The sequence below is a fragment of the Duganella sp. CY15W genome (assembly GCF_009857555.1).
GTDB lineage: Bacteria > Pseudomonadota > Gammaproteobacteria > Burkholderiales > Burkholderiaceae_D > Rugamonas > Rugamonas sacchari.
Genome location: NZ_WWCQ01000001.1, coordinates 1002102 through 1020686 on the forward strand (window position 1 = coordinate 1002102; position 18585 = coordinate 1020686).

General features: G+C 62.9%; 20 protein-coding genes. 10 read left to right on the top strand and 10 right to left on the bottom strand.

Annotated features, from left to right (window positions below):
- Positions 1–11: 11 nt before the first annotated feature.
- The 4 genes from GTP58_RS04750 to GTP58_RS04765 form a co-directional block, all read right to left on the bottom strand.
- A complete protein-coding gene (locus tag GTP58_RS04750; RefSeq protein ID WP_161076477.1) occupies positions 12–2141 on the bottom strand; it encodes a TonB-dependent receptor in 2130 nt (709 codons plus the stop codon).
- Positions 2142–2207: 66 nt separating this feature from the next.
- Positions 2208–2543: a hypothetical protein gene (locus tag GTP58_RS04755; RefSeq protein WP_229215422.1), complete on the bottom strand. Its 336-nt coding sequence runs from the start codon at positions 2541–2543 to the stop codon at positions 2208–2210.
- A 28-nt stretch (positions 2544–2571) separates the two neighbouring features.
- Positions 2572–3204, bottom strand: coding sequence for a response regulator transcription factor (locus GTP58_RS04760; RefSeq protein WP_072783999.1), 633 nt, complete (start codon positions 3202–3204; stop codon positions 2572–2574).
- Positions 3205–3225: 21 nt separating this feature from the next.
- On the bottom strand, positions 3226–3600 hold the full coding sequence (locus GTP58_RS04765) for a hypothetical protein (RefSeq protein WP_072784002.1): 375 nt from the start codon (positions 3598–3600) through the stop codon (positions 3226–3228).
- Positions 3601–3771: 171 nt separating this feature from the next.
- Between GTP58_RS04765 and GTP58_RS04770 the strand changes: the two genes are divergently transcribed.
- The 5 genes from GTP58_RS04770 to GTP58_RS04790 all read left to right on the top strand — a co-directional run bounded on the left by GTP58_RS04770 (position 3772) and on the right by GTP58_RS04790 (position 7807).
- The gene (locus tag GTP58_RS04770) at positions 3772–4419 is read left to right on the top strand and encodes a response regulator transcription factor (RefSeq protein ID WP_161076478.1); all 648 of its coding nucleotides are present in this window, start codon (positions 3772–3774) and stop codon (positions 4417–4419) included.
- Between the two features lie 125 nt (positions 4420–4544).
- Positions 4545–4808, top strand: coding sequence for a DUF1427 family protein (locus tag GTP58_RS04775; RefSeq protein ID WP_202413473.1), 264 nt, complete (start codon positions 4545–4547; stop codon positions 4806–4808).
- Entirely contained in the window at positions 4808–6727 is a 1920-nt protein-coding gene (locus tag GTP58_RS04780) for an amidohydrolase (protein WP_161076479.1), read from the top strand. The genes GTP58_RS04775 and GTP58_RS04780 overlap by 1 nt, the downstream gene beginning before the upstream one ends.
- Positions 6727–7164 (top strand): DoxX family protein, encoded by a 438-nt coding sequence (locus GTP58_RS04785; RefSeq protein ID WP_161076480.1) that lies wholly within the window; start codon positions 6727–6729, stop codon positions 7162–7164. The genes GTP58_RS04780 and GTP58_RS04785 overlap by 1 nt, the downstream gene beginning before the upstream one ends.
- Positions 7151–7807, top strand: coding sequence for a YoaK family protein (locus tag GTP58_RS04790; RefSeq protein WP_161076481.1), 657 nt, complete (start codon positions 7151–7153; stop codon positions 7805–7807). The genes GTP58_RS04785 and GTP58_RS04790 overlap by 14 nt, the downstream gene beginning before the upstream one ends.
- 8 nt (positions 7808–7815) lie before the next feature.
- Here the strand turns inward: GTP58_RS04790 and GTP58_RS04795 are convergent, their stop codons facing one another.
- Together GTP58_RS04795 and GTP58_RS04800 are read right to left on the bottom strand one after the other, a co-directional pair.
- Positions 7816–8448, bottom strand: a complete 633-nt coding sequence (locus GTP58_RS04795) for a response regulator transcription factor (RefSeq protein ID WP_072784011.1) — start codon at positions 8446–8448, stop codon at positions 7816–7818.
- Positions 8449–8486: 38 nt separating this feature from the next.
- A complete protein-coding gene (locus GTP58_RS04800; protein WP_229215423.1) occupies positions 8487–9422 on the bottom strand; it encodes an MBL fold metallo-hydrolase in 936 nt (311 codons plus the stop codon).
- 119 nt (positions 9423–9541) lie between these two features.
- On the opposite strand from GTP58_RS04800, the gene GTP58_RS04805 reads away from it, so the two are divergent.
- The gene (locus GTP58_RS04805) at positions 9542–10510 is read left to right on the top strand and encodes a LysR family transcriptional regulator (RefSeq protein WP_229215424.1); all 969 of its coding nucleotides are present in this window, start codon (positions 9542–9544) and stop codon (positions 10508–10510) included.
- A gap of 32 nt (positions 10511–10542) precedes the next feature.
- On the opposite strand, the gene GTP58_RS04810 is transcribed toward GTP58_RS04805, so the two are convergent.
- From GTP58_RS04810 to GTP58_RS04825, 4 genes are all read right to left on the bottom strand, one after another.
- A complete protein-coding gene (locus GTP58_RS04810) occupies positions 10543–11490 on the bottom strand; it encodes a tetratricopeptide repeat protein (RefSeq protein ID WP_229215425.1) in 948 nt (315 codons plus the stop codon).
- Between the two features lie 41 nt (positions 11491–11531).
- Positions 11532–12791 (bottom strand): D-amino acid dehydrogenase, encoded by a 1260-nt coding sequence (locus GTP58_RS04815; protein WP_161076483.1) that lies wholly within the window; start codon positions 12789–12791, stop codon positions 11532–11534.
- Between the two features lie 47 nt (positions 12792–12838).
- Entirely contained in the window at positions 12839–14686 is a 1848-nt protein-coding gene (locus tag GTP58_RS04820) for a DUF885 family protein (protein WP_161076484.1), read from the bottom strand.
- A gap of 79 nt (positions 14687–14765) precedes the next feature.
- A complete protein-coding gene (locus tag GTP58_RS04825) occupies positions 14766–16268 on the bottom strand; it encodes an FAD-dependent monooxygenase (RefSeq protein ID WP_161076485.1) in 1503 nt (500 codons plus the stop codon).
- 109 nt (positions 16269–16377) lie between these two features.
- Between GTP58_RS04825 and bla the strand changes: the two genes are divergently transcribed.
- Genes bla through GTP58_RS04845 form a run of 4 tightly spaced genes read left to right on the top strand, consistent with a single transcriptional unit; the run spans position 16378 to position 18585 of the window.
- Positions 16378–17259 carry a class A beta-lactamase gene (gene bla / locus GTP58_RS04830; RefSeq protein WP_161076486.1) on the top strand — a complete coding sequence of 294 codons (882 nt, stop codon included), beginning with the start codon at positions 16378–16380 and terminating at the stop codon, positions 17257–17259.
- Positions 17256–17474, top strand: a complete 219-nt coding sequence (locus GTP58_RS04835) for a hypothetical protein (RefSeq protein ID WP_161076487.1) — start codon at positions 17256–17258, stop codon at positions 17472–17474. Before bla ends, GTP58_RS04835 begins: the two co-directional genes overlap by 4 nt.
- Positions 17471–18187, top strand: coding sequence for a hypothetical protein (locus GTP58_RS04840; protein WP_161076488.1), 717 nt, complete (start codon positions 17471–17473; stop codon positions 18185–18187). Before GTP58_RS04835 ends, GTP58_RS04840 begins: the two co-directional genes overlap by 4 nt.
- The gene (locus GTP58_RS04845; protein WP_072784022.1) at positions 18184–18585 is read left to right on the top strand and encodes a GFA family protein; all 402 of its coding nucleotides are present in this window, start codon (positions 18184–18186) and stop codon (positions 18583–18585) included. The genes GTP58_RS04840 and GTP58_RS04845 overlap by 4 nt, the downstream gene beginning before the upstream one ends.

Below are 18585 nucleotides of genomic sequence, written 5' to 3' on the forward strand. Positions count from 1 at the left end.
CCTAATAAAGATCAGAAGCTGGTTGAAATGCCGGCATACAGCGAGCGGCGTTCGCCATACTGCGGCGCACCGACGCCCACACCTGAACCGTCACGCAGCAGGTAGGATTTGTCGAAAGCGTTGATGAGCGCCAGGCGGCCTTCCACCGTACCCACCGGCGTGGCCTTCCACGTATGCGTGAGCGCCAGGTTGACCGTGGTGTAATGCGGCAGGTGACCGGAGTTGGGGGCGCCGCCATCAGGCGTCAGGCGCAGGCCGCTGCCATACAGGAAGTCGCCGCTGACCTGCGAATCGCCCCAGTGATAGTGGGCGCCGCCGGAAACCGTGACCGTCTGGTCGTGGTCCACGTGAATGTAGTGGTTGGCGATATACGCCAGTTCATCCGGTCCAAAGAGCGACTGGCCGGAGATGATGTTGGTCGCCTCCGCCTTCTGGGTGGTCAGGTTGAGGAAGCTGCCCCAGTTCTTCTGGCTGTAGACGGCGGACAGTTCCAGGCCCTTGGCGTAGCCGCGGTCATAGTTAAACGGCGACAGGATCAGTGCCTGTCCGAACTGGCCTTCATCCAGCATATTGCGGATTTTCTTGTAGTAGGCATCGGCCGTCACGGTCAGCGATTCGCTGATCTGGTGGCTCAGGCCCACGTCGAAGTAGTGCGTACGTTCGGACTTCACATTGTCCGACACCGCTACCGCCGGGGCGTTCGAGGTGCCGGCATATTTGTCGATGCTGGACTGCGCCGCCAGCTCCTGCGGCGGTGGCGTGAAGTAGCGCGAATAGCCCGCATGCAGCGCCGTGCCTTTGGCCAGCTGGTACGCAACGTTGATGCGCGGGCTCCATTGCTGTTCGTCGACGAAGGCCGACACCTTGTCGAAGCGCACGCCGTAGTTGACGGTCAGCGGCGCGCCGATATGCCATTCATCCTGCAGATAAACGCTGGACAGACGGCCGGTCTTGCTGCCGTTGTCGACGATGGTGCGGGCGAGACTGCTGGCCTGGGTGCCGTCGTCGTTCATGTCGAACACGCCCACGGTGTTGTCGCTGTGCGTGGTCTGGCGCGTGTAGGCCAGGCCGCCGCGTATGGTATGCGTGTCATTCAGCTTGTAGCTGGCATCGAACTGCAGGCCGTTGGCGGAGTTGGAGCGCAGCGTGTTGGAGGAGACGCCGTTGTACACCAGATCGCCGACAGGATCGGGCGTGTAGTGCAGCTCCGAATACTGGTTAAAGGCCGACACCTGGTAGTTCAGTGCGCCCACGCTCTTTTGCAGCGACAGCGTGACAAAGCGGTTGGTCTCGCGCTGATGCTGGTCCAGCTGCGACGAGGCGGGCGGCGTGGCGCCAGACAGCGTAAAGCCTGGCGACTGCTCCGGGTTGTTGGGGATCTGGAAGCGGCCGTTATAGGTTCCGAACATCAGGCCCAGGCGCGTGTCGTCATCGAGGAAATAGGACAGGGCGCCGAAGGACTTGGTCTGCTTGGTACGGTCATGCAGCGCATTACGCGTCGGCAGCGGGTTTTCGATGCCCAGGTTATTCGACTCGTAGCTGCCGGACAGGTAATAGTTGAACGCGCCCTGCGAGCCAAAGAACTCTGCGCTTGGTTCGACATGGTCATGGCTGCCGACCAGCACACCGATGCGGCCACCAGGCTGGGTCTTGCCTTCCTTGGTCTGGATGTCGATGATGCCCGCAGTGCGCAGGCCGAATTGCGCCGGCAGCGCGCCGGTCATGAAATCGGTCGACTCGACAAAGCGCGTATCGATGGACTGGCCAAAGCCGCTGATGGCCTCCGGCAGCTGTACGCCATTGACGCGGTACTGTACATTGCCATGGTCGTCGCGTACGTGGATGGAGCCGGAGCCTTTGGAGTCCTGGCTGATGCCGGGAAGGCGCAGCAGCACTTCATTGAATGGCGTGTTGTCGCCCTGGCCCAGCTGGTCGACCATGTGGCGGTCGATGCTATAAATGGTGGTGCCAACATTGGGCGACAGGTCGATACGCGCGCTCTTCAGGTGGGCGGCGGTGACTTCCACTTGTGGAATTGGCGCCGTATCTGGTGCAGCAGTATCTTCCGCGTAAGCGTGATGTGCGTAAAAGGCCGCAGCGATCAGCAGTGGCAGGGTACGGAGTTGTGGCGTGTGTTGCATATTAAATCCTTGAATGTACAGACGTGGCGCTGCGGCGGCCCGCAAAGGGCGTGCAACGGTTTAAATTCAGATGGAAGTAACAGCAACGCCGGGCGGCGCGTGGGAAGGCGGGGTGAGATAGCTGGTCTGGGCGGCGCGTACGGCTGCCGACGGCGCCAGCACCGGAAGGCTGCTTTGCAGCGCGACCGGCGCGACATGCACGGTTGCCGGCGGAACGCCGCCAGTGGGCAGATGCACCACCGCACAGGCGGCGCAATCGGGTTCGTGATCAGTGTAGGCGTGGGTGTGCAAACCCGCGCCGAGCAGCTGCAACGCCAGGAACATCAGCACGAAGAACATCATGACGCGTTGATAACGCGTCTGGCGATGTTCGGTGCTCATGGTGATGGTCGGGGCGTACATACCCGGATTTTACAACGGAATGCGCTACTTAGTGCTGCTGATTGTGATAAGAGTCACCCACCAGCCCACGCCGCGTCGCCAGTACCACGGCGTGCGTACGTGCCGTGGCGCCAAGTTTGTCAAAAAGACCTTTTACGTGGGTCTTCACGGTGCCGACGCCGATGCCGAGTTCGCGCGCGATGGACTTGTTGCACTGGCCTTGCGCCAGCAGTTGCAGCACATCGGTTTCGCGGCTGGTCAGGCCGATGCGTGTGAAGCTGTCGGCCACACAGCGGCTCAGCTCCGGACTCAGGTAGCGCATACCACGGCTCAGCGAACGCACCGCCACCAGCAGCTGTCCGGCATCGGCATTTTGCAGCAGGTAGCCATGTACGCCGGCCATCATGGCGGTGCGGACTTCCCACTCGCGCTCCAGCTGCGTGACGATCAGTACGCGCGGCTGGGCGTCGTGGTGCGGGGCGCTGGCGGCGCGGCGCATGTGTTCCAGGCCGCCGCGGTGATCGAGGATGATGACATCCGCGCGTTCGCCGGGGGCGGCGATCCGCAGGTCGTCGTGTGCGCCCAGCAGGGCGGCCAGGCCGGCGCTGATGATCGCATCTGCGTGCGCGACCTGCACATGCACTTTGTCGGCTTGCTGGACGATGGCGTTATCATCTCGCATATCTCTCTCCTAAAATAAAAACTAAAATCTGTCGCTGTCGGACGGCACCACCAGCCGGCGGCGGCCAAACAGGCGCGCATCCACCGAGTAGGCGCCGGCCCCCATCAGCACCAGCGCAATCGCCGTCACGGTGGCGATCATCAGCATGGCCGTTTGCGGCCAGCCTGTGTAGCCCAGGCATATCACCTGCCACGCAGCGCTGAGCAGGGCCGCGACTGGCGTCAGCAGTCCGGCCACCAGCGCCATCACCAGCAGTAGCTCCAGCATCGCAAGCCACCATGGCGTGACGTTGCAGCAGCCGCTCACCATCAGCAGCTGCAAGCTCACGGCCACCCTGAGCATCAACAGGCCGATACCCGCGCTACCGCGCGGAAAACTGGAGCTGAATCCCCGCATTTGGTCCGGCCCTCATGAATACGCTATGCCAGGTAGAAGAGTAAGCGTTCCCGCCTGTCTTGCCACGCCCCGATCCGGGAGGAGCGCTCTACCCATATGGAGGTATAGGCAAAGGCTTGCGCTTGTGTCATGCTGCGTGCCAGCTGTCAGAACTTTAATCACGAGATACGCATGAACCCTAGGCCTATCACCATCCTGAGCGTGGACGATCACCCGATGTTCCGCGAAGGTATCGCCAGCGTGATCGCTGACGAGGAGGATATGCAGGTAGTGGAAGAAGCTACCAATGGCGTGCAGGCAGTCGAAGCCTATCGCCGCTTGCAGCCTGACGTCACGCTCATGGATATCCAGATGCCGGACATGAACGGCATTGACGCCACACTCGCCATCCGCAAGGAATTCCCCAACGCGCGCATCGTCGTGCTGACGACCTATGAAGGCGACGTGCTGGCACAGCGCGCAATCGCCGCCGGCGCTGCCGGTTATCTGCTCAAGAGCATGCTGCGCAAGGAGCTGCTGGCCACCATCCGCTGTGTGCACCAGGGCCGCCGCAGCATTCCGGCGGCGGTGGCCACCGGCATCGCCGAACACTGGCACGAGGGTGCGCTGAGCAAGCGCGAAGTGGAAGTGCTGCAGCTGGTCGCGGGAGGCCAGAGCAACAAGCGCATCGGCATGCATCTGGTGATTTCGGAAGAAACGGTCAAGGTGCACATGAAAAGCATCCTGGCCAAGCTCAATGCCAGCGACCGCACGCACGCCGTCACACTGGCGATTGAGCGCGGCATTCTCGACCTGCATTCCTGCGGCGTGATCCAGTAGCCTGTCCATGCGCCGGCCGCCCCCGTCAAAAGGGAGAGTCCGGGGCGATCATTACCGGTGATGCCAGAAGCAGGCGTGCTCTCTACACTATGGGCACGATTTACTTACTGGAGTACCGTTAGATCATGAAAATGTATATCGTATCCGTGGCGGTCGGCTTGCTGGTCGGCCTGATTTACGGCTTCCTGAATGTGCGCTCGCCCGCGCCGCCGGTGATTGCGCTGGTCGGCCTGCTTGGCATGCTGCTCGGTGAGCAGTTGCCGCCGCTGCTGCGCCAGCTGTGGCAACCGGAAGCCCCCAAAGTCTCGTGGATCGAAGACCACGTCAAACCGCATTGTTTCGGCCAGCTGCCGTCCGCGCAGAAGTCCGATGAAACCAGGAGCACCTGATGACCCAAACTCCCGACCTGATTCTGCACCGTGGCCTGTTCACCACGCTGGACCGCAGCAATCCGCATGCCGAAGCTGTCGCCATCACGGATGGCAAATTTACCGCCGTCGGCCGCGCCAATGAGATCATGGCGCTGGCCGGGCCGAATACCCGGATCATCGACCTGCACGGCAAGCGCGTGCTGCCAGGGCTGATCGACAATCACTGCCACATCATCCGTGGCGGCCTGAATTTCAACCTGGAGCTGCGCTGGGACGGCGTGCGCTCGCTGGCCGACGCCATGGCCATGCTCAAGGCACAGGTGGCGATTACGCCTGCGCCGCAGTGGGTGCGCGTGGTGGGCGGCTTCACCGAACACCAGTTCGCCGAGAAGCGTCTGCCGACCATCGAAGAACTGAACGCGGTGGCGCCGGATACGCCGGTGTTCATCCTGCACCTGTATGACCGCGCACTGCTGAACGGCGCTGCGCTGCGTGCCGTTGGATACAACAAGGAGACGCCGGCACCGCCAGGCGGCGAGATCATGCGCGACGGCTCAGGCAATCCTACCGGTCTGCTGCTGGCCAAGCCGAATGCCTCGATTCTGTACGCAACGCTGGCGAAAGGGCCGAAGCTGCCGCTGGAATACCAGGTTAACTCGACGCGCCACTTCATGCGCGAGCTGAATCGCCTTGGCGTGACCGGCGTGATCGACGCCGGCGGCGGCTTCCAGAACTATCCGGACGACTATCAGGTAATCCAGCAGCTGGCCGATGAAAAGCAGCTGACCATCCGCATGGCCTACAACCTGTTCACGCAGAAGCCCAAGCAGGAGAAGGAAGACTTCATCAACTGGACGCAGAGCGTGAAGTACCAGCAGGGCGACGACTACTTCCGCCATAACGGCGCAGGCGAGATGCTGACCTTCTCGGCGGCCGATTTTGAAGACTTCCGCCAGCCGCGCCCTGACATGCCGGACAATATGGAAGACGACCTGGAAGGCGTGGTGCGCGTGCTGGCGCAGAACCGCTGGCCATGGCGCATGCATGCGACCTACGACGAAACCATCAGCCGCGCGCTGGACGTGTTTGAACGCGTGAATCAGGACGTCCCGCTGGAAGGCCTGAACTGGTTCTTCGACCATGCCGAGACTATTTCCGACCGTTCGATTGACCGTATCGCGGCACTGGGCGGCGGTATCGCTGTGCAGCACCGCATGGCCTATCAGGGCGAGTACTTCATCGAGCGCTATGGCCACGGCGCAGCCGAAGCCACGCCGCCGGTAAAGAAAATCCTCGAAGCCGGCGTGAAGACCTCGGCGGGCACCGATGCCACCCGCGTCGCCTCATACAACCCGTGGGTATCGCTGGCCTGGCTCATCACCGGCAAGACCGTCAGCGGCGCCCAGTTGTACCCGCGCGCCAACTGTCTGGACCGCGAAGCAGCGCTGCGCATGTGGACCGAGAACACCACCTGGTTCTCGAACGAGGAAGGCAAGAAAGGCCGTATCCAGGTTGGCCAGCTGGCCGACATGATCGTGCCGGACAAGGATTTCTTCGCCTGCGCGGAAAGCGAGATCTGGGACCTGACTTCGGACCTGACCATCGTCGGCGGCAAAGTGGTGTATGCGGCCGGTATGTTCGCCAGCCACGATCTGCCGCCGCCGCCCGCAATGCCCGACTGGTCGCCGGTGCGCCGCTTCGGTGGCTATGCCGGATGGGGCGAGAAGCAAGGCACCAGCCGTGCCGCGCTCAAGGAGCTGGAGCAGCGCCAGTTGCAGCAGAAGCGCGAACGCCAGCAGCAGGCTGCCGCCTGCGGTTGCGCCAATAACTGCAATGTGCACGGCCACCAGCACACCGGCGCGTGGGCCAGCAAGTTGCCGATCTCCGACCTGAAGAGCTTCTGGGGCGCGCTGGGTTGCGCCTGTTGGGCGGTGTGATGCGGTCGCCGGATATCGCCACGACCAGCGTTCCGCACGGCGGCGTGAGGGCGCCCTGGGTACGCTGGTTATGTCTGCTGCTGTTGTGCGCCGCCTATCTCCAAGGCGGCATCAACAAGCTGACCGACTTCAATGCCGCCATCGGCGAGATGCAGCATTTCGGCCTGTCACCTGCGGCGCCCCTGGCAGCGCTGGTGATCGCGCTGGAACTGGGCGCGTCGGTCGCCATCTTGACCGGCTTTTACCGTTGGCTGGGCGCGGGCTTTCTTGGCGTGTTCACGCTGATGGCAACCTTCGTGGCCAACCGTTTCTGGGAGATGTCGGGCATGGAGCGCTTCATGGCCGCCAACAGCTTCTTCGAGCATCTGGGCCTGACCGGCGCCTTCCTGCTGGTGGCCTGGCTCGATATGCAGAAAGGCGGCGATGGAACGCGGTGACATCAAGCAGGGCATCGCGCTGGGTTTCCTGGCCGGGTATGTGGACACGCTGGGCTTTGTCGGGCTATTCGGCCTGTTCACCGCCCACGTGACCGGCAACTTCGTGCTGATAGGCCGCGCGCTGATCGAGCCCTCGCAATCGATCACCATCAAGCTCATGGTGTTCCCGGTATTTATCCTGTTTGTCGCGCTGGCGCGGCTGGCGATACTGTACTGGGACCGGCGCGGCGCCAAAACGCTGCGCAACAGCTTCCTGTTCCAGCTGGCGATGATGCTGGCGACCGTGGTGTGCGCGTGGCATGCGGCGCCGGTGGTGCGGGCCTCCGCGCCGCTGACGTTGATGACTGGCATGCTGTGCGCCGGCGCCATGGCAGTGCAGAACTGCTACGGCAAGCTTTTGCTGGGCAAGACGGCGGCCACCACGGTCATGACGGGCAATGTGACCACGCTGGTGATCGAACTGGTGGACTCTCTGCGCGGCGATCCCGAGGCGATCGGCCGCTGCAAAAAGCTGACCTGGCCGGTGCTGGCGTTTGCCGCCGGCTGCATGAGCGGCGGCGTCGGGTTTGTGCTGGCTGGCTTCCACGGCCTGCTGCTGCCGTGCGTGTTGCTGGTCTGGCTGGCCTGGAGTGCGAAGGACTAGATCGTCAATTACATTGTAATAATCCCGCGCTTGAGGGCGATCGTTACCGCGTGGGTGCGATCGTTCGCGGCCAGTTTGGCCAGCACGTTCTTCATATGCGCCTTGACGGTTTCCTCGGAAATCGACAGGCGTTCCGCGATGCGGCGATTGGAATTTCCGGTCGCCGCATAATTCAACACTTCCATCTCGCGCGAGCTTAGCGGACCCTGGCCCATGTGCTGGGCCAGTTCCATGGCGATTTCCGGCGGGATGCGGCGCTGGCCCATGTGCACACCGCGCACGGTGTCCAGCAAGTCCTTGCGCAAAGTGCTCTTCAACAGGAAGCCGGCGGCGCCACCCTGGACGGCGCGCAGGATCTGCGCGTCGCCCTTGTAGGTGGTCAGCATGACGACACGGGCGTTGTTATGCTCGCGGCGGATTTCCTGCAGCGCGGTGACGCCATCCATTTCCGGCATGGCGATATCCATGATGGTGACGTCGGGCCGCAGCTGTGCGTGCGCGGCGACGGCCTCGCGGCCGTTGCTTGCTTCGCCCACCCAGGCCATGTCGGCCTGGCTGGAGATGGCCTCGCCCAGGCCAGCACGCAACAGCGGATGGTCGTCCACAACCAGCACGGAAATAGGGCGGGAAGTATCACTCATACTACGCATTGTCACGATATTCGCTGACACCAGACTGACTAGCGCAACTGCGTGTAGCTGACCGGCACCCAGTCGTAGCCTTTGCCCGCCGTGCGCAGATGGCCCAGGCCCGGGAAGGAGATGTGGCTGGCGCCGACCAGCGCACCTTCCCTGGCTGCCGCCTGGAAGACCTTGGCGCGTGCAGCTGCGGCGTTCTTGGCGTCGCTGTCAAAACCGATCGTCACTTCCGGATGTGGGAACTGCACCGCGCCTGCGTGGATCAGGTCACCGATCAGCACCAGCTTCTTGCCCTTGCTTTCCACCGTATAGATGGTGTGGCCTGGCGTGTGGCCGTAGCTGGAGGTGGCGCGCACGCCGGCTGCCAGTTCAGTGTCGCCGCTGAACGGTTGCACGCGCTGGGCGTAGGGATTCAGCGACGCCATCGCGCCCTGGAAGAAGCCTTTGCTGTCGACCGGCGCCTTGTCCATATTGGCCTGGCTGAGCCAGAAGTCGGTATCGTGCTTGTCGGCGCGCACCACGGCGTTGGTGAACACGGTCTGGCTGCTGGCTGCCAGGCCGCCCACGTGGTCCGGGTGCAGGTGGGTCAGGTAGATTTCATCCACTTGCTCCGGCCGATAACCGGAGGCCTTCAGGTTGGCCACCAGTTTGCCCAGGGTCGGGCCGAACAGGCTGCCCGCGCCCGTATCCACCAGTATCAGTTTGCTGCCGGTGTTAATCAGGAAGGCGTTGACCGACGATTCGGTTGGCGTGTTCTGGAAGTTGCGGGCCAGCGCCTTGGTGGTGACGGCAGCCGGTTCGTGCAGCAGTTTGTCGAATGGCAGATCGATTGTGCCGTCGCTCAGCGCGGTGACTTCAAAATCGCCCAGCATGATGCGATGGAAGCCTGGCGCATTGGTGCCGGCCAGCGGCGCGGCAGCAAACACAGGAGCGGAAACGGCGAAGGCCAGAGCGGCAAACAGGGGTGTGAATTTCATTATTGTCATCCTTAACAATTCATCGATAAGCGAAGTATGCTGCTTTGCAAAAAATGGCACAATATGCAAAAAGGCAAATAGTCTTTGCAAAATCCGCAAAGATGTCTGCCGGTGGAGAAATGATGATTGATGCTTTGAAGTGCTTCGTGACCGTGGTGGAGTTGAGCAGTTTGTCGCGTGCCGCAGTACAGCTGGAAATGGCCGTGTCTTCGGTGTCGCGCAAGATCGACGCGCTGGAGTCTGAACTGGGCGCGCGCCTGCTGCTGCGCAGCTCACGCCATGTGGTGGTGACCGATGCGGGGGAGCGCTTCCTGCCGCGTGCGCGCAATATCCTGGCCGAGCTGGCGGATGGCAAACATGCCGTGCAGGAGCTGGACAGCGAGCCGCGCGGACTGCTGACGGTGACTGCGCCTGCCGCATTCGGGCGACTGCATGTGGCGCCGGCGATCGCCTCGTTCCTGCAGCGCTATCCGCTGATTGAAGTGGATCTGCATGTCAGCGACGACGTGGTGGACCTGTCCGCGCGGCGCGTGGATGTTGCAGTGCGGGCTGGCGTGCTGCCTGCCAGCGACCTGGTGGCGACGTGGCTGGCGGGAATGAACCGCGTGGTCAGCGCCAGCCCGGCCTATCTGGCGCGGCATGGCTGGCCGGCGTCGCCGGAGGACCTGCTCAAGCATCAGTGCCTGACGGTGAATGGCCGCGTGCCGCCGCGCGGCTGGTGGCGCTTTGAAGGTGTCAACGGTAACCAGCCCTTGCCGGTCAAGGGCAATCTGCGCTGCGACGATACCGACTCGCTGCTGCATGCGGCCATCAGTGGCGCTGGCATTGTGCATCTGGCCAACTGGCTGGCCAGTGATGCGATTGTGGCGGGCCAGCTGGTGCCGGTGTTTCCGATGCTGCCGATTGAGCGCGACGACGTGCGCCGCGATACGAATGCGCCGGCGATACATGCCGTGCATATGCCGGGCCGGTCCAACCAGGCCAAGTCACAGCTGTTGATACGTCATTTGAAGGAGTATTTTGGCAGTCCCGCATATTGGGACGTGGCGATGGAGGCTGCCGGGGCGGGCGAGCGCCGCGCCCCGTGAGGTGAGTCAGCGGTCAGGCAGATGCAACGGGCTTAGTCCCAGTCGCTGCCGCCACCACCACCGCCGCTGTCGCTGCTGCCGCCGCCATCATCCCAGCCACCGCTGGTGCCAAAGTCGTTGCCGCCCATGTCGTCACGGCGCAGCAGTTCGTCGCGCGAGGATGGATCGTCGTAGACGATGTCATTGCGTGGCTGGCTGGAGCCGGAATCGTGGTTGCCGCCCGTGAACTGGCGCGCAATCGCTTCGCCGGCAACGATACCCGCACCTACTGCGGCGCCGGTCGCCAGGCCGCCCATGATGCGCGAGCCCATGCCAGGCTGCTGCGGTTGCGGGTAGCCCGGTTGGCCGTAGCCTGGCTGGCCATAACCCTGCTGCGGTACGCCGCCCGGGGTATAGCCCGGAGCGCCGCCGGGATTGTAGCCGCCCGGGTTGAAGCCATCATTGACGGCTTGCTGTTGCTGGCGGCGCTGCATGAAGCGGGTCGCCAGCCAGATAAAGCCAACCAGGCCGACGCCCAGGATCAGGATGCTGCTCAGGGAAAAGCCGCTGCTTTGCTGTGGCGCGTTGGCGTAGCCGCCGCTGTTATAGCCGCTGCCGCCGCCATTCTGGCGTGCCGGCTGCTGCGAATAATTCACCTTCTGGCCTTGCACCAGCAGGGTTTTGAGCTTGGTCACTGCGGCGGGATCGATTTTGGGCAGGCCGGGCGCCAGCTGTTCAGCCTTGGCCAGCGACGCTTGCGCGGCCACGAACTGGCCTTGCTTGGCCTGCAGCTCGGCTTCGACAAAATACGCCTTGGCGCTGTTCGGGTGCGCTTTGAGCACCTGGTCCAGCATGGACTGGGCTTCCGCGTACTTGCCCGCTTCCGCCGCCACATAGATTTCGTGGATGGTGGGTTCGGCGGCAAATACAGGGGCGGTCAGCGCCATGGCGCCCGCCAGCAAGGTGATACGTGCAATAGATTTAGCCGTCAAATGTTTCATGTGATACCTCCTGGTGAAGACAGGCCTAAGATGAAGCTAGTTTACGCTAATTTCAAGGGGGTGGCGGTGCGCTGCAACACAGAGTCCCTGGAAGCGGCAATTGCGCCAGCCACCATCTCGGCCGTAGCGGCGGCCAGCGTCCAGCCCAGATGGCCGTGGCCGGTGTTGTAATACACGCCTGAGACCTTGCCGGCGCCCACGCGCGGCACCAGATCCGGCATCATGGGCCGCAGGCCGGCCCATGGCGTCAGGTTGCGGGTGCTGACCTCGGGGAAGTTCTGTTGCACCCAGTTGGTCAGCGGCGCGATGCGGTCGGCGCGAATGTCGCGGTTAAAGCCACTGAATTCCGCCGTGCCGGCCACGCGCAGGCGCTTGTCGCCCAACCGGCTGCAGACCAGTTTCACCGTGTCGTCCACCAGGCTGACATTGGGCGCGGCCGCCTGGCTGGCTGCGTCGTCCAGATGCAGCGTGACCGAGTAGCCTTTGACCGGATAGACATTGACGTTCTCGCCCACTTGCGCGGCCAGTTCGCGGCTGGCGGCGCCGGCGCAAACCACCACGGCATCGTAATCGCTGGTAGTGGCGCTGTCGTCGTGCAGCACGGTCAGGCGCACGCCGTTGCTGATGGGGTTGAGCTGCACCACATGCTGGTTGAAGCGCAGTTGCGCGCCCAGGCGCTGCGCCGCCTGCGCCAGGCCGGTGGTGAATTTGTGGATATCGCCGCTGCTGTCGCTGTCGGTGTAATGTCCGGCGTAGTACTGACCTTGCAGCGACGGCTCAATGGCCCGCATCTCCTCCGGCGTTACCGCGCGGCGCGGCACGCCCGCCCGCGCCAGCAGCTTGCTGACAGCGACCGCGTGCTCGAATTCTGCGCGGTCGTGGTGGATGTGCAGGATGCCCTGGCGTTTCAGGTCAAACTGTATGCCTTCCTCGTCGGCCCATTGGAACAGGTGCTCGCGCGCCGCCACCGCCATGCGGGCGAGGGCGATGGTGTTGTCGTGATAGTGCTGCATGGCGCCGATGAATTCGGAAAACCACGACAGCTTGTGCCACGTGGGATGCAGGTGCACCAGCAGCGGCGCGTCGCGCTTGAGCATCCATTGCAGCGCCTTGGCGATGGTGGCGCGGTGATTCCAGACTTCCGCATTGGAGGCGGACAGCTGGCCGCCGTTGGCATACGAGGTTTCCATCGCCGCATAGCGATGGCGTTCCAGCAGGGTGACGGCAAAGCCGCGCTTGGCGAGGGCGTAGGCGGTGGTCACTCCCGTGACGCCGCCGCCGATGATGGCGATGGTTTTCATAATTTCGTGACAAGCTTACAAGAAAACCATCTCCGGATAAACGACTTTTACGTTTTCTGTTGTTTGGCGATGTAGCGGTCGATCACGGTCGGCAGCACGGTCAGCGGCACGCCAGTGCTGGTGACCAGCGCGTCGTTGAAGCCGGCCAGATCGAACTTGCCGCCCAGCGCCGCCTTGGCGCGCTCACGCTGGCGCAGGATTTCGTTGTGGCCCATCTTGTAGCCGCAAGCCTGGCCTGGCGATACCGTGTAGCGGTCGATTTCACTGGTCATGGCCTGCTGGCCGCGGCCCGTGTTCTCGACCAGGAAACGGATCGCCTGCTCGCGCGTCCACTTCATGGCGTGCATGCCGGTGTCCACCACCAGGCGGCAGGCGCGGAATTGCTGCGCTTGCAGATAGCCGATCTGGCTGAATGGATCGTTGGCGTACAGGCCAAATTCATCAACCAGTTGTTCCGCGTACAGCGCCCAGCCTTCGATGAAGGCGTTAAAGCCGATCAGCGAGGAGATCAGCGGCAGCTGGTCGTGGTGTTCGGCCAGGTAGGCGCCTTGCCACGCGTGGCCGGGCAGGCCTTCGTGCGCGGTCAGGGTGGCGATTTCCGACTTCGGCCACAGCGTGGTCGATTTCAGGTTGATGTAGTAGATGGCAGGACGCGAACCGTCAAGCGAGGCAAAGTTCATATAGCCGAGCGGTGCGCCGGCTTCGATATCGACCGGCACGCGCTTGATTTGCAGCGGCACCTTCATGTCGAGGTGCGAAATTTGCGGCATCAGCTTGCGTACCGCCATCACGCGTTCATTGCAGTAGGCGATCAGTTCTTCGCGGCCCTTGTCGTTGTCGGCGTAAAAGCGTTGCGGCTGTTTCGACAACGCCAGCAGGCGCTGGCCCACGGTGCCATTGGTGATGCCCTGTTTTTTGAGGATGGCGTCAATGCGCGCCTGCAGTTGCTTGTTCTGCTCCAGGCCAATCGCGTGGATTTCCTTTGCGCTGTGGGTGGTCGAGGTACCGAGGCGCAGCGCCCATTCGTAATACGCGGCGCCGTCCGGCAGGCGGTGTACGCCGGCCACGCTGGTGGCTTTGGCGGAGGCTTTGCTGAACGCGGCGATCTGGCGCTCCAGCGCTGGATAGATGGAACCTTCCACCAGTTTCAGCGCGCGGGCATTCCACTCGCCGGGGATGTTCTGCTTTTGCGTACGCTCGGTAATCGAGGTCACCAGCTTTTGTTTGGCAGCCGGCGTTTTGCGGAAGTCCTTCAGTTGGCCGAGTGCCGTGCGGCAGATGAAGTCGGGCGGCATGATGCCTTTGCCCGCCTGCTCTGCGATGCGCGCGGTTTCCTGGTCCAGCATCCTGGCCATGCCTTCCAGGCGGGCCATGTAGGCGTCGGCATCGGCGGCATTGTTGATCTGGTGCTGGGAGTCGAGGAATTCCGGGAGGCGGGTCAGCGTGCCGTCCTGCTGCGTGACAGGGAAGGGCGCGGTGCCGCCATTGAAGCCGCTGGCCGCGCCACCGAACGGGAAGCGCAGACCTTGTACGCCCGATTCGGCGGCGTAGGCGATGGTGTCGTAGCGGGTTTGCGCCGTCTCGCTCAGCGCGGCGCGGCTGATCGCCTGCAGGCGGGTCTGGATGGATTTGACTTCCGCCGCCCATGCGGCATCGCCGGCCGGCGACAGATCTTCCAGCTGCGACTTCAGCGCGGCGCGCGCATCCTTGTCCAGACCCAGGCCGGTGGCGCTGGTCGGCGACAGGCGCAGGATCTCTTCTGCGATATCGTCCAGCAGTTTGGCGAAGGTGGCGTCGGCGGCGTTGCCGCTGTCGGCAAAAGCCAGGCCAGGAGCGGTGCTGGCAGCAGTGGCGGAGAGCGTGGCCAACAGGAAGTCGCGGCGGGAGTAAGTCATGGCATCCTTTGTATGAGTAGGGTAAAGAATCAGCGCGATGCTGACCTTAGCGTGCTCCCTGCTGCGATGTCAATGGCTTTTAGCTATCCCTGCTAAAGCGAAGCTGGAAGCGCACAGCCAGTTCCTGCAGCACGTCGGTTTCCTGGCGTGGCATGGCGAGTGCGACGTGCATGTCTGGCCGTACCAGGTAGGCGGCGTCCTGCAGCAGGCCGGCGTGGGCTGCCTGCTCGCTCCATGGATAAGCGTGCAGCGGCAGCCGCAGGGCTTGCGCCGCCGCCGTCAGGACCGGGCTGGCCTGGCCGTAGACGTGGATTTGCCAGTCCAGCGTCTGCAATGACGAGAAATTGTCGGGCACCCAGGGCAGCCTGTCGCCGCCAATCACATCGCCCGCGCGGCCGCCGCTCAATGCGCTGTCAGGATAATGTATCAACACTTGTGAAACTGTTTTAAACAAGGTCCGCCGCGCCGCCGCAAATCCGCTCAGGACCGGGAACACATGCGGCAGCAGCCAGCTACGCAGCAGCTGCCCGCCGGTGCCCTGCGAGACGATCAGCTGGAAAGCGCGGTCGGTAGTGATGACCAGTTTGCGCGCGAAGACGATGCGTTCTGCTTCGTAGGTGTCGAGCAGTGTGTGATCGGCGCGGCCTTGCAGCACGTGCGCCAGTTTCCATGCCAGGTTGACCGCGTCGCCGATGCCGGTGTTCATGCCCTGACCGCCGGCCGGGCTGTGGATGTGGGCGGCATCGCCGGCAATGAAGCAGCGGCCGGCGCGGAAATGCGCGGCCACGCGATGATGCACGCGGTAGGTGGAGAACCAGTTGACCCGTTCCACCTGTATGCCGAGCAGCGGTTCCAGTACCGGGCGTATGTCCTCGAAAGTTGGCTGCTGCGGTGCGCCCTCGGGCATCACGCCGATCAACCGCTGCATGCCGCTGGAGCGTACCGGCAGCATCAGCGCAAAGGTCTGGGCGCCCAGATTGCCGATCAGGTCTTCGTTGGGCGGTCCGCTGACCTGCGCGTCGGCCACATAGAACTGGTGGGCATAGGTGCCGCCGGTGAAATCCAGTTTGAGCGATTCCCGCACGCGGCTGCGGGCGCCGTCGCAGCCGCACAGGTACGCGCTGCTGCAGGTGATGCGGTCGCCGCCGTGTTCCAGCGCGGCGCGTACGCCCCATTCATCCTGCGTGAACGATTCCAGTTCGGTATTCCATTCCACTTCCACGCCTTCGGCTTGCAGCTGGGCCGTGAGGAAGCGTTCGTGGTCATCCTGTGGAAACGCCAGCACGAAAGGATAGGGGCTGATGCCGGTGCCGATGTCCTTGAGCGGCAGTGCGGCGATTTCCTCTCCATGTTCGCGCAAATGGATGGCTTCTATCTTGATGCCGAGGTTGACCACCATGTCGCCAAAGCCCAGCTGGCGGTAGAACTCCAGCGTCCGCGCGTGGACCGCCATCGCGCGTGAAGCCTGGCCCGGCCCGCTGTTTTTATCGATGATGCGGACTGCAACACCCCGTCTCGCCAATGCGATGGCAAGCACTAAACCGGTAGGGCCGGCGCCGACGATGAGCACTTGGGTAGCCATGAAATCAGTCTACAGCTACGGCAGATTGCGGTGCGCGCAATTGAGTCACCCCGGTCGGCGCCGGCACTGGTATGATATGTTTATTTTTATTTAACTCTGTGCTGGTTGTATGACTCACTCTACCACCCGTCGCGCGCTGATGCTGGCGCTGGTTTCCACGCCGTTTGCGCGAGCGGCAGACCTGCTGGACCAGGCCCCTACTACCGTGCAGCTGTCGCCGACGGCGCAACTGGCCCTGCTGGAGAAGGAATCCGGCGGGCGGTTGGGCGTCGCAGCGCTGAACACGGGCGATGGCCGTCAACTGCTGCATCGTGCCGATGAGCGCTTCCCGGTTTGCAGCACCTTCAAGATGATGCTGTCGGCCGCGGTACTGGCGCGCGATCCGGCATTGCTGAAGAAGCGCATCCCGTACGAGAAGAGTGACCTGGTACCGCATGCGCCCATCACGAGCAAGCATGTGGGGGAGGGCATGACGGTGGCTGAATTGTGCGAGGCGACGCTGCAATACAGTGACAATCCTGCCGCCAATCTGCTCATGAAGCAGCTTGGCGGACCGGCTGCCGTCACGGCGTATGCACGTTCCATCGGCGATAGCGAATTCCGCCTGGAGCGCTGGGAGACGGAGCTGAACACCGCGATTCCCGGCGATCCTCGCGATACCACCACGCCGGAGGCGATGGCAAGGTCGCTGCAAAAGCTGGTGCTCGGCGATGCGCTGCCGCCAACCCAGCGCAAGCAATTGAAGGACTGGATGCTGGGGAATACTACCGGCGCCACCCGCATCCGCGCCGGCGTGCCCCCCGGCTGGCCGGTGGCCGACAAGACCGGTGCGGGTGATTACGGCACGGTCAATGATATCGCCGTCATCTGGCCGCCGGGGAAGGCGCCGATTGTGCTGGCGGTGTATCTCACCCAGCCTGGCAAGGATGATAAGTCGCACCCGGAGATACATGGCGAGGTCGCCAAAGTCGTGATCGAGGCATTCAAATGAAAGAACTGAAGTTCAAGGTCTTTGGTTCCTTCATCGCAGTGACCGGCATGCCCGGTGCGTGGCGGGCGTTTTACTTCGGTGCGGAAGGCAAGCGCCGTCCTGCGGATTTCATCATTCCTGGCGACGTCGCCGAGCGGGATCTGTGCGAATACCTGTCCGACCTGTTGCATGAAGATGCGACGCCGCGCAACCACACTGCGGTGCAGCTGTCATGACGCACGACGGCGCCGTACAGCAGGCGGTCGACGCCTATCAGGAGGGCCGCTACGAAGAGGCGTTGGGTCTGGTGCAGGAGCTGTTTGAGCGTGCCGACCGCAGCCACTTCATCACGATGTTCACCTGGAGTCAGCTGATTGAACACCATGCGCCCGCGCGCGACGCCCTGGTCCTCAAGCGTGAAGCGCAAGTGCGCTTGCTGTTGCAGGGTGACGTGACATTCCAGATGCGCGACGGCCGCTGGCCACGCTCGCGGTTTAGCGTCATCCATGAAATCAACGACATGCTGAATGACAGCCGTGCGACCTATGAGTTGTTCCTGCAACTGCTGGAGACGCAGCCGGAACAGGCCGACAATGAATCGTATCTTGCCTTGCCTGCCATCGTGGCGGCGGGCGACTACACGCTGGCCGAGCGTTATCTTCGCAATCCTCTGGAGCGCCTGGATGAACTGAATCAGACCTCCATCAGGTTCCCCCTGTTTCCGCCAGCGGGCCAGGCGCCACGTCTGGCGGCTGAATTGAGCAATTACGTCAACAGCCTGTCCTTGTGCCTGAACGTGCTGCTCGGACGTGGTCAGATTGCCGAAGCGGAGTCGCTGCGCCAGACTGCATTGGCAGGGCTGCTGGACGATAAGCTGCGCGCACTGGCGGTACGCCAGCTTGCCGATCCAAGTACCATCTCACGCGAAGTCTCTGCGAGAATCGAATGATGAAAACCTACCATGGCAGTTGTCACTGTGGTGTGGTGACTTTTGAAGCGGATATCGATTTAAGCCAGGGCACCATACGTTGCAACTGCACGATTTGCACCAAGGTGCGCTTCTGGCCGGCGATCATCAAACCGGACGCCTTCCGTCTCAAGTCCGGCGAGGATGATCTGACGCTGTACCAGTTCCTCACCAAGACCGACAAGCACCTGTTCTGCCGCCACTGCGGCGTGCGCTCCTTCGGTATCGGCCGCTCGCCGCGCTGGGGCGATTTCTACGCAGTGAACCTTAGCTGCCTGGATGATGTCACGCCCGAAGAATTGGTGAACGCGCCAATCACTTACCTCGACGGCAAAAACGACAAATGGGAAACGCCGCCAGCAGAAACGCGGCATCTTTGA

Excerpts from the sequence above, each read along its gene's own strand:
- bla (WP_161076486.1), top strand. The coding sequence starts at position 16,378 with ATGACTCACTCTACCACCCGTCGCGCGCTGATGCTGGCGCTGGTTTCC.
- GTP58_RS04840 (WP_161076488.1), top strand. The coding sequence starts at position 17,471 with ATGACGCACGACGGCGCCGTACAGCAGGCGGTCGACGCCTATCAGGAG.
- GTP58_RS04775 (WP_202413473.1), top strand. The coding sequence starts at position 4,545 with ATGAAAATGTATATCGTATCCGTGGCGGTCGGCTTGCTGGTCGGCCTG.
- GTP58_RS04790 (WP_161076481.1), top strand. The coding sequence starts at position 7,151 with ATGGAACGCGGTGACATCAAGCAGGGCATCGCGCTGGGTTTCCTGGCC.
- GTP58_RS04760 (WP_072783999.1), bottom strand. The coding sequence starts at position 3,204 with ATGCGAGATGATAACGCCATCGTCCAGCAAGCCGACAAAGTGCATGTG.
- GTP58_RS04800 (WP_229215423.1), bottom strand. The coding sequence starts at position 9,422 with ATGAAATTCACACCCCTGTTTGCCGCTCTGGCCTTCGCCGTTTCCGCT.
- GTP58_RS04770 (WP_161076478.1), top strand. The coding sequence starts at position 3,772 with ATGAACCCTAGGCCTATCACCATCCTGAGCGTGGACGATCACCCGATG.
- GTP58_RS04805 (WP_229215424.1), top strand. The coding sequence starts at position 9,542 with ATGATGATTGATGCTTTGAAGTGCTTCGTGACCGTGGTGGAGTTGAGC.
- GTP58_RS04750 (WP_161076477.1), bottom strand. The coding sequence starts at position 2,141 with ATGCAACACACGCCACAACTCCGTACCCTGCCACTGCTGATCGCTGCG.
- GTP58_RS04815 (WP_161076483.1), bottom strand. The coding sequence starts at position 12,791 with ATGAAAACCATCGCCATCATCGGCGGCGGCGTCACGGGAGTGACCACC.
- GTP58_RS04765 (WP_072784002.1), bottom strand. The coding sequence starts at position 3,600 with ATGCGGGGATTCAGCTCCAGTTTTCCGCGCGGTAGCGCGGGTATCGGC.
- GTP58_RS04780 (WP_161076479.1), top strand. The coding sequence starts at position 4,808 with ATGACCCAAACTCCCGACCTGATTCTGCACCGTGGCCTGTTCACCACG.
- GTP58_RS04845 (WP_072784022.1), top strand. The coding sequence starts at position 18,184 with ATGATGAAAACCTACCATGGCAGTTGTCACTGTGGTGTGGTGACTTTT.
- GTP58_RS04810 (WP_229215425.1), bottom strand. The coding sequence starts at position 11,490 with ATGAAACATTTGACGGCTAAATCTATTGCACGTATCACCTTGCTGGCG.
- GTP58_RS04785 (WP_161076480.1), top strand. The coding sequence starts at position 6,727 with ATGCGGTCGCCGGATATCGCCACGACCAGCGTTCCGCACGGCGGCGTG.
- GTP58_RS04755 (WP_229215422.1), bottom strand. The coding sequence starts at position 2,543 with ATGTACGCCCCGACCATCACCATGAGCACCGAACATCGCCAGACGCGT.
- GTP58_RS04820 (WP_161076484.1), bottom strand. The coding sequence starts at position 14,686 with ATGACTTACTCCCGCCGCGACTTCCTGTTGGCCACGCTCTCCGCCACT.
- GTP58_RS04825 (WP_161076485.1), bottom strand. The coding sequence starts at position 16,268 with ATGGCTACCCAAGTGCTCATCGTCGGCGCCGGCCCTACCGGTTTAGTG.
- GTP58_RS04795 (WP_072784011.1), bottom strand. The coding sequence starts at position 8,448 with ATGAGTGATACTTCCCGCCCTATTTCCGTGCTGGTTGTGGACGACCAT.
- GTP58_RS04835 (WP_161076487.1), top strand. The coding sequence starts at position 17,256 with ATGAAAGAACTGAAGTTCAAGGTCTTTGGTTCCTTCATCGCAGTGACC.